Origin of the sequence: Micromonospora ureilytica (genome assembly GCF_015751765.1) — a bacterium.
In the GTDB taxonomy this organism is placed as follows: domain Bacteria; phylum Actinomycetota; class Actinomycetes; order Mycobacteriales; family Micromonosporaceae; genus Micromonospora; species Micromonospora ureilytica.
In genome coordinates this window covers 1,817,733-1,830,471 of the sequence record NZ_JADOTX010000001.1, presented here as the reverse complement: position 1 = coordinate 1,830,471, position 12,739 = coordinate 1,817,733, and the positions used below count along the sequence as shown (strand labels likewise).

Genomic DNA, 12,739 nt, shown 5'->3' with positions numbered 1-12,739 from the left:
TGCGTGCGATTGCGCTGGTCAGGACGTGGGTTGCGCAGGGTTGCGCCGGTCCCCAAAGGACCTCGACAACCCGCAGGGTCGTCACTAGTTGTAGTTGGCTGATGCCTGGAGGCGGAACCATGGCACGACCGGTGACGAACGCCGCGTTCGAGGGGCTGCTGAGTGCCGCCGGCTACGGTAATGGGCACGCCGCCTTCGCTCGCCAGCTCAATCACGCCGGCCGCGACCAGGGCGCCTGGCGATACGACGCCGCCAGCGTCTACTGGTGGTTACGCGGTCGCCGGCCAGGCGACCATGTCCAAGCCGCCATGGCCGAGACGCTAACCCGCAAGCTCGGTCGCTCCGTCGCCGTCACGGAGCTGGGCTTCGGCGCACCCGACAGCCTCGGAACGTGCGTCTACCCCGCGTCCGTCGATGGCGCGATCAACACCGCCGAGCACATCTGGACGAGGCTCGCCAAGCACCTTCACCCACAGGTCAGTGAGGCGTTCGACAGCGGCAAAGCTTTACAGGCGGCACTCGGTTGGCGGTATGACCCGAGCGACGTGACCGCCAGCAGGAGCGGCCGACAGCAAGTCACCCCCACCGACGTTCAGTCGCTGTACGCGCTGGCGGACCATTTCACCGACCTCGACCGACGCCACGGCAGCGGCTCTCCGCGCACCCGTTCCGTCATGGCCGACTTCCTCGTACGCCAGGTCGCACCCATGCTGCACGACAGCTACACCGAAGCCGTAGGACGCGACCTCATGCGCGCAGCCGCGACATTGTGCGGACAACTTGCCTTCATGTCGTACGACGCGGGCGACCACTCCACCGCTCAACAACACGTGACCATCGCCTTGCGGCTCGCCAAAGCCGCCGATGACCGCCTGTATGGCGCTCACCTGCTGGCCAACCTCGCCACCCAGGCCGTCCATCTGGGCCACTCTCGGGACGCGGCCCGGCTCGCCGAAGCGGCCATCGACGGGGCTGGGCGTGCGCCGGCCGCCGTGCTCGCTCGGCTGCACGCCACCGCCGCCACCGCGTACGGGCAGTCGGGCGAGCGACGTGGCTGCCAACTCGCGCTCGCCAAAGCCGAGCGTGCTCTCGACCGCACAGGTGCAGTGACCGGCCCACGCTGGGTCACCTACTTCAGTCCCGCCCACCTCGCCGGAGCCGCATTGAGGTGCCTGGCCGACCTACAGCTGTATTCGCAGGCTCTTGGCCGCGTAACCGATGCTCTTACTCTCGCCAGCGAGAACACCCGGACGCGTGCCCTGCACACCGCTCTCGTCGCCGTGACTCATGCCCGCGCTGGGGACACCGACGCCGCCTGCGACTGGGGTCGAAAGTTGGCACAGCACGCCTCGGGCATCCATTCGGCGCGTGTTCAGCAACGCGTCCGCGAACTGACCGCAACGCTCAGCCCTCAGCAGGCGTCGCCCCAGGTCAACGAGGCCCTGCACAGCCTCGCGACCATGCCGGCGGCCGCCTAGCGCGAGAGCGCGCCCGGACCCGTCCGCTAGCGTCACCGAGGTGACCTGGACGGAGCCCGCCACGTGGTATGCCAACCTGGCTTCCTTCTACGCCGCCGCCGCGGCCTTCATTACCGACCCGGCCGGCAACGTGCTGCTCGTCAAACCTACGTACCGCGACCACTGGGCCTTCCCCGGCGGCTATGTCGACGAGGGCGAGTACCCACATGACGCCTGCGCCCGGGAGATCCGAGAGGAGTTGGGGATCTCTGTGGCGGTGGGCGACCTGCTCGTTGTGGACTGGGCGCCGCCCGCCGGGCAGCGGCCACGCGCGATCGTCAGCTTCATGTTCGACTGCGGGTCCATCGCCAACCTCGATGGTCTCGTCCTGCCGGGACAGGAGTTGGAGGACGCCGCCTTCTTTAGGCCCCGAGAGGCCGAGCAGCGTCTTCCTGACAACGTCGCCACGCGAGTCCGTACGGCGATGAGCGCTCGCGACCGCCAGACACCGGTGTACCTCGCTGGCGGCTCAGTAGTCCCACTGCCCTCCGCTGACGGAGCAGAACACGAAGCAGCCCGGCGACCCACCCCACCATCCTCACTGTCTGCCGCCGACCACACACCCTGGAGCGGGGCAGGGCCAGGGCGGCAAGGTGGAGCGCCCTAACGGACGAGCGTCAATGGTGGTCGTCAAGACTCGGTGTGGCGACCGAGAGATTATGAGAACAGCGACCACTGGGGACAAGCTGCCTAAGCTAGTCGAGCCCAGGTACTGAGGCGTACGATCACCACCATTGATGCCGTTCCAGTGCGCGAGAAACGTCGTTTGCTTCAAGTCAGAGTCGGCCAGATTAGATGCCTCCGGCGGGGCCTCAGGTTCCGGGAGGGTGTCTTCCCCGCCGACCGTCGTCCGAACAGAGCTGAGCCAGGCAGAGGCCGACGGTAGATGGGAAGGCGAGCGGCAGGGGCAGGGCCCCCGCACTCCACGGCGCCCTTCAGCTAGCTAGAACGCTCGCAGGCTAGTGCGATTTGAATGCGTCAGCTACTTTAGGTAACTCTGTGGCTACTTCGAGGTGGTGTGATGGCTGACGTCTCTAAAGAACCGCCTCGACAGGGGGCGGCAAAATGGATTAATGGGATTGCTCGTGAAATTGCCGAGGTGTCTCGTCCCGATTCGCACACTAGCCTATGGCGCATCCTGCCAGTTGCGGCTGGCGCATCGATCATCCTAGTGATTACCCTCATTGTACTGCTTTGGATTGTCGTTGCGATTCTTTCGGGACTCAACGCGCCGGATCCGCAAGCGGTATCTCGCCTACTGACCGCAGCTATCAGCATGACCGCACTGATAGGAGCTTCCCTCGGTGCAGTGTATGCATTCCGTAAGCAACTGCTCGCCGAGCGGGAAGGGGTTCGAGCGGAGCAGCAGGTCTATTCAGAAAGATTCGTGAAGGCTGCTGAGCTGCTTGCACATGAGAGGCCGTCGGCGCGGCTGGCGGGCCTTCATTCCCTTACGAGTCTAGCTGACGACTGGCGTCAGGGCCGCCAATCGTGCGCCTCAGCAATAGCTTCCTACCTCCGCTTGCCGCCGCCTGATGACGCAGGCGAGCGGGAAGTCAGGCGGACCGCCTGGAAGTCCGTTCATGATCGACTGATGGACCCCTCTGCAACCAATTCCTGGCACCGCGAAGAGCTGGATTTCTCCGGCGGAACGTACCAGTTTGTCGATTTGGACAGCGCGATGCTGCATAACACTCGGGTTCTTTTCAGAGATTGTATCTTCAAGGATGGCGAGTTACGTCTTACGGGTGTCGGCTTAGTGGGCGGTCGGATTGATTTCACTGGGTCATCATTCGTCAACATGAAGATATTCATGGTCGGCATGAGGCTTGAGGACAACTCGCACATATATTTAGATGACACCAAAATCACTGATTCCGACTTCTATCCGGTTGCAGTAAACATCGCAGGCGGATCGTCAATGCGCGTACGGAGCGCCGAGGTTCATGATTCCAACTTCAAGTTCGACGCTGACGACTTGATGTCTTACATGTTCCAAGGAAGGGACTCGGTCATCGCAGGTGAAGTTGACTTTTCGGAGTCCAAGCTTACGAATGTCTCAATACGTATGCATGCTTACACGTTGGCCGCCGGACGGCTCTTCTTTTCCGGCGCGGTAACCGACAACTTTCGGCTATCTCCCCCGGGGACAATGGAGGGTCATGTCTATGTCAACCTAGACGTCAAGGCCATGGGGCCGACAGAGATCAGAATTGGCCCTGGGCAAATCGACGGGGGGGATTTACGTATTCGACCTTTGGAGGGAGTGCCAGCGACGCTCGACGTTGATTTTGTCAATTATCAGGTGCTGGGGGGTGAAGTGATGGTGCAGACAAGACAAAATGTCTGGAAGAGCTTCCGATTTGATCACATCGGCGAGATCGTGGGCAACCTCAACTTCAATCTTTCGTTCCCTCCGGGTGTGGAGGTCGACGTAGACCTGGACCCCGAAGACATGTACAGCGCGAGACGGGCGCGCCGGCGTCAGCAGGCGAGGCGGGAAGTGGGGCCACCGGCAGGTGACGACGGCGGAGCCGTAGGAACGTCTGGTGCGGCAGCGGTCGAGTGACCGGGACGTCTGACCATGATCAATACCGCCGGAGGTGACGGTCATCTGACACTCGGCAACTGTTCACGTTCTGAGCCTGCCTCAGTACTCTTCGCGATCATGGCGTCTCGCGGAAAGTCGCAGCTGTGGCGGTATTGGGGCTACGGCATCTTGGCTGTACTCCTCCTGTCCCTCGGTAGCAACTCATTCGGTCCCGGCATTTACGCCCTGCTCGTCGGTCTCCTGCTCGTCTTCGTTCTCTTCCAGGCGCCGGTCTACTGCGGTGCGATCAACCGGAAGCGTGGCGGCGCAGTCGAGTTCTGCCGCAACAACTCAGCTGGCCTGCTACTCGGCTGTCATCTCCGCCAGCACAAGTGGCAGAAGTTCGGACGCGACTGGTGGTCCCTGGGGTGGAGCGAGAAAACGAGGGGAATCTGGACCGGCGCCCAGGCGAAGCTAGCCACCCTGAGCTTCGTGATCGGCACTGTCACCGGTGTCATCGGTGTCTTCAAGTAGAAGGCATCGGAAGAGTGCTGTCGAAGTGCGGTACAGCAGCGAAGTACAGCAACCCACCCAACCGCACGGGACCACGGTGGCCGTCATCAGACCGCCCACCAGCGATGCGAAACGCATGGCACCGTGTTGCCGATCTCTGGGGTTAAGGGGTCGTCAGCTCGATTCGATTCGTCTCGACACCTACCAGGAGGCCATTCGGGGAGTCTCCGAGTGCCGTGAGCTGAGAGGCGACTTACACCGACAGCAAGGAGTTTCATCGTGACCGAAGATTCAGTTCTGTCTGAAGAGTGTGCTGCCCTCAGGGTGGGCGGCCGCCGCTCCCCCGGCGGCCGCCCACCCCCGACTCAGCTGGCGTACACCTCCAGCGTCGACAACTGCCCGGCCGGCCAGCCGGTGTTGCCCGTTACGGTGATCCGCACGTAGCGCGCCTGCGCACCGCTGAAGGTCAGCGTCACCTGATTACCGGTGGCCGGGTCGAACGTCCGCCCCGCCGATCCCACGAGGGTGGAGAAGCTCCCCCCGTCGGCACTGCCCTGCACGGCCAGGGTCTGCGTCCGGCTGCCCCACGCCGACGACGGCGGCAGCCTCAGCACCACCCGCCCAACCGTGCGCGAGGCTCCCAGATCGACCTGCACCCACTGCGGAAACGCGCTGTTGGCGCTCTCCCAGTAACTGTTGGCGTCACCGTCGACCACGTTCCCCGACCCGTAGCTCTGGACGTGACTGCTCTCCGACGTGGATCGACCCCGGGCCAGGTCCGCGTTGGCCGCGGCGTCCGTGGTGACGGTGACCGCCGAGGACGCGCTGGAGGTGTTCCCGGCGGCGTCGCGGGCGACGACCGTGAAGGTGTACGCGGTGGACGGGCTGAGCCCGCTCACCGTCGCCGTGGTGCCCGTGACGGTGGCGACGACAGTGCCGCCCTGGCGTACCTGGTAGCCGGTAACCCCGGTGTCGTCGGTGGAGGCCGTCCACGCCAAAGACACGCTGGTTGAGGTCTTGCCGGTCACCGTGAGGCCGCTCGGCGTGCTCGGCGGGTTGTCCGGGACGGTGCTGCCGGCGTACACCTCGACCTGGGCGAGCTGGCCCGCCGCCCAGCCGGTGTTGCCGGCGATGCTGAGCCGGACGTAGCGGGCCGTGGTGGTCGTCAGCGTGCGCGTCACGGTGTTGCCGGTGGCCGGGTCGAAGGTGAACGCGGAGGCCGCGGCGATGGTGGCGAAGGAGTTGCCGTCGACGCTGCCCTGCACGGTGATGGTCTGGGTGCGCGCGCCCCAACCGGTGGGCAGCCGCACGACGAGCTTGTTGACCTGGTGGCTGGCGCCGAGGTCGACCTGCCACCAGTGCGGGAACGAGCCGCCGCCGCTCTCCCAGTAGCTACCGGTGTTCGAGTCCACCGCGTTCGACGCCGGGAACCCGCTGCCCTGGCTGCTGGCCGAGGTGGGCCGGCCGGCGGCCAGGTTCCCGCCGGTCGGGGGTGGGGTGCCGACCATCGGTGGCGTGGGGCGTACGGCGGTGAGTGCGAGTTGCCCCTTGAGCATCCGGCCGCCGTCGGCGGTGATCCGCAGGTAGTAGTCGGAGGAGCAGGCGACGCCGTCCTCGTCCAGTGCGCGGATGTTCGCGCCGGCCGGGGTGGTGGCCTGGGTCTCGGACGTCTTGGCGATCTGGTTGCCCTCGTTGTACTCGTCGAACATGGACACGTACAGGCCCTGGGAGCCGAGCCGGACCATGTTGTAGATGTGCCGCCAGTAGAAGTCGCCGTGTTTGCGGTGGCCCCCGGCGAGGTCGCCGGGCATCACGCAGGGCAGGTAGTCGATGCCGCGCGCCGCGCAGTCGGCCATGTCGCCGACGTTGACGTTGTTGTAGTACGAGTCCAGCTCTTCCACCGTCCGGGCCCGGTAGACCATCCACGGCGAGATCGCGTGGAACGCGTGGTAGACGTCGAGGAAGCCGGGGCGGGAGTCCTCGATGCCCTGCCGCCACCAGGTGGGTACGCCACCGATGACGTAGCAGCCCTGCGCCTTGAACCAGTTGATGACCTCCAGGCAGGGCCCCGGGGTGAAGGGACGGCTGGACTCGCTGAAGCCGAACCCCCAGATGCAGACGACCGGTTTGCCGTTCTGTCGGGCGTACGCGGACGACGCGGTGTGCGCCGCCATCTTCGTCGTCCAGTCGGTCTTGATCTCCGACTGGAAGGTCAGCCAGTCGGTGACGTCGTACATGATGTAGAACTTGCGGTTGTACCGTTCGGCGGCGGAGCGCACCTTCTGTGTCATCGCGTCGCGGGTCGGGCCCTCGTCGCCCATTGGGTTGAACCGTTGCAGCGCTGCGGTGTCGCAGCCGTTCTCCTGCATCCAGCGGAAGTGGGTGTCGACAGTCTGCTGGTCGTACGAGGAGAAGAGGGTGGCTGGCTGGCCGTTGCCCAGGTTGGGGTACGCGGTGGGGTAGGTGCGGGTGTATTCGCGCATGTCCGGCCAGGACACGATCGTGGTGTTGGCGGGTGAGGGCGGCTGGAACCGGTCGCGGCCCCAGTGCCACCAGCCGCCGATCGGCGCCCCGTCGCCGGGTGCGCTGAACCAGCCCTGGTAGCCGACCGTCACCTTGCCGACCACGTCCCCGGGGGGACTGGCGGCGTGCGCGGGGCTGGCCAGGGTGGTGAGCAGCTCGGTGGTGGAGGCGGTGGCGAGGGCGGACCCGGCCAGCACCGATGTGACGAACCTGCGGCGGGAGACCGCCATGACGACCACTCCTTCGGGACGGAAGGCATTGACGGCCATCGTGGCAGCAGTGGATGCCGGCCCGCAAGAGTTAGACTGTTCGATGAAATTCCGGATCAGATGACGGGAATTACACGCTGGACTGTCAGTGGCTGATGGCGCGCTCCAACGCCCGCACCGGGGAGAGGATCTGGCTGCCGGCCTGGCGGCGGCGGGCGTCACGCACCGTCAGCCGTACGCCCTCGGTGAAGCTGACCTTGGGATACCACCCGAGCAGCTCGCGCGCCTTCGTGGTGTCCAGGGCCATGTTGCGCACCTCGTCCGGCCAGGGCAGCGGCTCGTAACGGGCCGCGTTGTCGACGCCGGACGCCTGCCGGACCGTGTCGTACACCTCGTTGACGCTCGTCTGTCGACCCGAGGCGATGTTGACCATCCCCACAGCATTGTGGTGACAGGCGACCGCGATCGCCTCGGCGACATCGCTGACGTAGATGAAATCCCGGGTCTGCGTACCGTCGTCGTGGATGACCACCTGCCGGCCCCCGAGCAGCGCATCGGCCATCAGGGACACCACGCCGCAGTCGCCGCCCTCCTGCCGAGGTCCGTAGACATTTCCGAACACCATCGAGGTGTACGACAGGCCGTGCTGACGCCCGTACCAGTCGAGGTAGTGCACGCCGACGGCCTTGCTGACGCCGTACGGGCTCACCGGCGCGATCGGATGGTCCTCGCGGACCGGCAACTCGTGGGCGGCGACGCTGCCGAAGATGTCGCTGCTTGTCGCGTTGATGAGCAGCCGTACGCCGCCGCGGGCGCAGGCGTCCAGCACGTTAACGGTGCCGAACACGTTCACGTCGGCGTCGTACAGGGGTGAACGACGTGCCGTGGGAACGCTCGGCTGTGCGGCGAGGTGCACCACCACGTCCGGCTGCCACTCGTGGATGACCTCGACACCCTCCGGCGCACGGATGTCACCCGAGACGATGTCCGCCTCGGTCAACCCGCCGGACACGGCGTCGGCCAGGTTCTCGATCCGGCCGGTGGAGAAGTTGTCGAGCACCCGGACCTCACTGCCCATCAGCATCAGTCTGGCGACAACGTGACTGCCGATGAAGCCGGCGCCTCCGGTCACCAGAACGCGCCGGGGCATCAGGTCCGTCGGCGGGTCGACACCGACGGCGGTAACAGACATATCCGAAGTTTAGTTTGGTAAGTAGTGTTTTTGTCCCTTTTGCGCTACTTGGTCCTTTGCCGCTAGTAATTTGCTCCCGAGGGTGCTCGTCGGCACGCCCAGGGAGCACCTGACCACGAGGGAGGACGGCGCCTTGGGAGAGACCCCAGGTTCGCCGCCGCGACGACCCGGCGGTGTCGTGCTGGGCGCTCCGCTGCTGGTGCTCGCCGGCGCCGGGCTGGGCGCGGTGGTGACCGTGGTCAGCCTGCTGCCCGGCGCGGTCGGCCTGACCGCCGCCGTCGCGGTGCTGTGTGCCGGTGCGTTCCTGCTCTGGCCCTGGGCCGTGCTGCCGGTCGGCATCATCGGCGGCGCCCTGCTCAGCGGCGGTGACGTCGGCGGCTACCTCGCGGTGAACGTGCTGCTGCTGGCCGTGGGCGGCGCGGCGCTGGCCGTGCGCCACCGGCTGGGCGTCGAGACGGCTCCGCGGCGCCCTCCACGACACCGCGCCCGCCAACGGCCTTCACCGTTGACGCGGATTCTCCAGAGGTAGCGCCACCGACGACGGTGCCGGAGCCGACGCGGGCTCCGGCACCGTCGGTACGCCCACTCTCGCTACGGGGTCGGATACCGGTTCAGGTAGACCGGAACGCCGACCTTGGTCATGTCGGCGGCGTCGCCGACGCCGTTGACCACATGGTCGATCGTGCCGGCGCTGAGGTTGACGGTCATGATGTGGTGCAGCCGCACACCCGGCCGGTTCGGGACCTCAAAGCCGTTCTCGGTGTGGATCGACGGGTTGTTCTGGTTGAACACGTACACCCCGCCGCCGTAGAGGGTGTGGTGACGCACCCGGTCACCGACCTTGTACCCGGCCCAGCCCTCGACCGGGCCGTTCATCCAGTCGGCCTGCGTCGGCGGGTCGTACGGCAGCTCGTTCTGGTAGAGGACCGTGGTGCCGTGCTCGCCGTTCCAGACCGTGTTGTAACGCTGGAAGTGTTCGACGAACAGGCCGGTCGCGGTCACGTGGTCGCCGTTGATGATGGCGCCGTAGCGACCGGTGTTGGTGCGCCAGCGGTCGGTGTCACCGTTGACGCCCTCGGTGAAGCCCTCGACGCCGTGATCGCCGCGCCACACCCAGGTGTGATCGATGAGCACGTTGTCGCTGTTGACCTCCAGGGCGGTGTTCGTCCGCCCGATGTGCGGGCCGCCGACCCGGAAGTACACGTCGGAGAGCGTGGTCGGGTTGTGCGGACTGCTCGCGTTGTGGCCGTGCTGGCGTCCGACCCGCAGCAGGACCGGCGACTCGACGAGGCCGGCGTCGATCGTGACACCGGCGACGATCACCCCCGGCACACCGGCCACGTCCAACGGGATCGCGCCGTTCACGGCGGTGAGGGTGGCGTGCCCGATCCCGAGCACCACAGTGCCCGGACGCCGGACCTCGATGCTGCGCGCGATGTCGTACGTGCCGGGCGTGAGCAGCAGGTGCTTGCCGCGCGCGAGCTGGCTGTTGATGACCCGCACCGAGTCGGACGGCTTGGCGACGAAGAAGTCGTCGATTCCGATGGTCCGCCCCGGTGTCATGCCGTCGGCCCAGGAGACGCCCCGGCTGTCACGCTGGGCGGCGGGCACCCGTACCTGGTAGCGACCCTTGCCGTCGACGAAGAGGTAGGGCTTCTCCCGGCTGAGCGGGGTGGTCTCCAGGGTGGTGTACGGCGGGTCGGGGAACGTGGCGTCGTCCGGCGCGCCCTCGACCCCCGCGAACACCTGGTTCCACACCGCGTTGGACCAGCCGCCGACCTCGCTGTTGCGGGTCAGCCACTGTTGCTGCGAACCGTTCGTCGTGGCCGGCAGCCGTGAGTCGGCGATGAACCCACCGCTGGCGTACTGCGGGCCGGCGGTGCAGTAGTCCATCAGCGACAGACCGCCGCCGCCGATGTTCAGCCGGCGCATCGACACCGCCTGGGAGACCGCCCAGAAGTTCGCCGACGACCGGCAGTCGTCCTGGCCGGCCGCGTTGATGGTGAGCGACAGGTTGGACAGGGTGCGCCAGAAGTTGACAAGCGCGAGGCAGTTGCCGGTGCCGCCGTCGGCGAGGCAACGGTTGTAGACCTCGAGTTTCCCGTTGATGGTGACGTCGGTGGGCGAGGCGCCCAGGCCGGACACCTCGGTGTAGTAGCCGACCTTGGCCTGCAACGGCTGCCCGGCCGTGCCGTACGTGCCCGGCTTGAACAGGTAGGCGTGCCGCTCGGTGCCCATCTCGTTGTCGACCTGCCGGGCGTGCGCCGCGTCGAGGATCTGCTGGATCTCGCCGACCGGCATGGACGGGTCGAAGATCGTCACGTTCGGGCCGAAGTCGGGGGCGCCGTGCGTCGGGCGGCCGGCCGAGGCCGCCGTGCTGGTCATCGTGGTGGCGGTGGTCAACACCAGGGCGAGCAGGAGGGTGCGACCGGATCTCCGGCGCACGGCTGGGGACGGGGCTGTCATGTGGTTCGTCCTCTCCGCTGGCCGGACGGTTCTCCCGGCGCAGCTGGGGGCGGTGAGAGCGCTCTCTTTGCCTTGCGTCCGGAGGTTGGGCCGGGACGGAAGGGGTTGACATGTTTCTACCCGTTAATCCAGCCGCACGCCACGAGCGCCGCACCGCGAATGTTCGCGGGCGAGGCGCTGGCGGTACGGCGACGGTACGAAAAGGGAACACCGCGCTGGTCTGCTCGGCTCATGCGAGTACGCGGAACACCCGGAGCGCTCCGGCTCGGACGGCGGGCGATCGTCGTCATCGTCACCCTCGCCGTGGCACTGCCGCTGGCCGCGTCGTCCATCGCCGATGCGCGGCCCGGCTCGACGTCGGCCGGAACAGCGTCGACAAGCAGACCGTCGGCCGACCCGGCCCCGGCCCGACCCGTCGGGCCCGAGGATCGGCAGATCCTCATCCGCGCCGAGTCACTGCTCACCCGGGACTGCATGACCCGCGCCGGATTCAGGATGTGGCTGGGCACACCGCCACCAGCAGACGAGCTGCTCTCCTTCCCGTACGTCGTCGACGACATCGCGTGGGCGCGGAAGCACGGTTTCGGCTCGGACCTGGTGGGGGCGTTCGACGCCCGCCGGGGCGCCGACCCCAACCAGCGCTACGTCAGCGGCCTGTCCCCCGAGCGCCGGGAGGCGTACCTGGCCGCGCTCAACGGCGCCCGCCCGGAGGGACTGGAGGCGCGGCTCCCCTCCGGCGGCTTGTTGCGACGCAGCGCTGAGGGGTGCACGTCCGAGGCGCAGCGCCGGCTCTACGGCGACCTGGCCGAGTGGTACCGGGCGAGCAAGGTGGTCGCCGACCTGACGTACCTGCGGCAGCGGCGGGTCCTCGCCGATCCCGCCTGGACGACCGCGCTGCGGCCGTGGGCGCGCTGCCTGCGGCAACACGGCTACACCGCGGACACCCCCGACCGGCTGCGGGAGAGCGTCGGCCCCAGAGGGCGGACGGACGAGATCGCCGCGGCGGTCGCCGAGGCGCGGTGTGCCCAGGACGGCCTCGCCGCGACGACACGGGCGCTGGACGCCCGCCACGGCGACGAGCTGACCGCGGCGTACCACCAGGACGTGGTGGCCAAAAACCGGCTGGAGCACGGGGCGGTCCCCCGGGCCCGGGCCGTGGTCGCCGCCGAGCACCAGTGAACGCCGAGGCGATGGTCGCCCGGCGAGAAGGAGGAGTGAGATGAGACGTATCCACCTGGCAATGGCGGGGGGCGCGATGCTCGCCACGCTGCTGGCCGGCGCACCGGCGGCCGCATCCCCCGCGCAACCGGGGGCTGTCGGATCGGCCAGCCAAGCCGCGCCGACCGACCGCGGCGGCCGGGCCGAGCGGGTCGACCTGCCCCGGAGCACCCCGCAGGACGGGGCGCGGGCCGCGGCGGCCGCCGACGGCTACTTCTACGCCTACGAGCACGCCTACTGGGGTGGCCGCTGGTGTGCCTGGGCGGGCAACGCCAGCAACTGGGTCAACCCGGGTGGCGCCGCCACGACCGGCCAGTGGGACTGCGGCGGCGACTACAGCTTCGACAACATCGCCACGTCGGTCTGGAACAACGGGGTCTACCACGACTACGACGCGGTACGGATGCGCACCGGGGCGTTCCTCACCGGTGGCAGCATGTGCCTGTCGCGCGGCGACTACTGGGCCGACTTCACCCTCGGCTACCAGGCGTTCGACGATGGCACCCCCGCCGACAACCAGATCAGCTCGCACTACTGGAGCGTCTCCTGTTCGTGACGGCACGCCGGGCGG

At 67.3% G+C, this 12,739-nt stretch carries 10 protein-coding genes; 7 read left to right on the top strand and 3 right to left on the bottom strand.

Features of this window, described 5'->3' with window-relative positions; genetic code table 11:
* The first annotated feature begins 119 nt into the window (after positions 1–119).
* The 4 genes from IW248_RS07970 (at position 120) to IW248_RS07955 (ending at position 4,581) form a co-directional block, all read left to right on the top strand.
* Positions 120–1,478: an NsdA family TPR-like regulatory protein gene (locus tag IW248_RS07970; RefSeq protein ID WP_196926375.1), complete on the top strand. Its 1,359-nt coding sequence runs from the start codon at positions 120–122 to the stop codon at positions 1,476–1,478.
* Between the two features lie 40 nt (positions 1,479–1,518).
* Positions 1,519–2,124: an NUDIX domain-containing protein gene (locus IW248_RS07965; protein WP_307787835.1), complete on the top strand. Its 606-nt coding sequence runs from the start codon at positions 1,519–1,521 to the stop codon at positions 2,122–2,124.
* A gap of 414 nt (positions 2,125–2,538) precedes the next feature.
* Complete coding sequence (locus IW248_RS07960; protein WP_196926374.1) at positions 2,539–4,086, top strand: hypothetical protein; 1,548 nt, start codon at positions 2,539–2,541, stop codon at positions 4,084–4,086.
* 99 nt (positions 4,087–4,185) lie between these two features.
* The gene (locus IW248_RS07955) at positions 4,186–4,581 is read left to right on the top strand and encodes a hypothetical protein (RefSeq protein WP_196930088.1); all 396 of its coding nucleotides are present in this window, start codon (positions 4,186–4,188) and stop codon (positions 4,579–4,581) included.
* 344 nt (positions 4,582–4,925) lie between these two features.
* Here the strand turns inward: IW248_RS07955 and IW248_RS07950 are convergent, their stop codons facing one another.
* Positions 4,926–7,313, bottom strand: coding sequence for a galactose-binding domain-containing protein (locus IW248_RS07950; RefSeq protein WP_196926373.1), 2,388 nt, complete (start codon positions 7,311–7,313; stop codon positions 4,926–4,928).
* Between the two features lie 124 nt (positions 7,314–7,437).
* Complete coding sequence (locus IW248_RS07945) at positions 7,438–8,484, bottom strand: GDP-mannose 4,6-dehydratase (protein WP_196926372.1); 1,047 nt, start codon at positions 8,482–8,484, stop codon at positions 7,438–7,440.
* Between the two features lie 133 nt (positions 8,485–8,617).
* Between IW248_RS07945 and IW248_RS07940 the strand changes: the two genes are divergently transcribed.
* On the top strand, positions 8,618–9,013 hold the full coding sequence (locus IW248_RS07940) for a hypothetical protein (protein WP_196926371.1): 396 nt from the start codon (positions 8,618–8,620) through the stop codon (positions 9,011–9,013).
* 62 nt (positions 9,014–9,075) lie between these two features.
* Here the strand turns inward: IW248_RS07940 and IW248_RS07935 are convergent, their stop codons facing one another.
* The gene (locus IW248_RS07935) at positions 9,076–10,950 is read right to left on the bottom strand and encodes a pectate lyase-like domain-containing protein (protein WP_196926370.1); all 1,875 of its coding nucleotides are present in this window, start codon (positions 10,948–10,950) and stop codon (positions 9,076–9,078) included.
* Positions 10,951–11,181: 231 nt separating this feature from the next.
* Between IW248_RS07935 and IW248_RS07930 the strand changes: the two genes are divergently transcribed.
* Both IW248_RS07930 and IW248_RS07925 read left to right on the top strand, forming a co-directional pair.
* Positions 11,182–12,129, top strand: a complete 948-nt coding sequence (locus IW248_RS07930) for a hypothetical protein (protein WP_196926369.1) — start codon at positions 11,182–11,184, stop codon at positions 12,127–12,129.
* Between the two features lie 40 nt (positions 12,130–12,169).
* Positions 12,170–12,724 carry a hypothetical protein gene (locus tag IW248_RS07925; protein ID WP_196926368.1) on the top strand — a complete coding sequence of 185 codons (555 nt, stop codon included), beginning with the start codon at positions 12,170–12,172 and terminating at the stop codon, positions 12,722–12,724.
* The last annotated feature ends 15 nt before the right edge of the window (positions 12,725–12,739 follow it).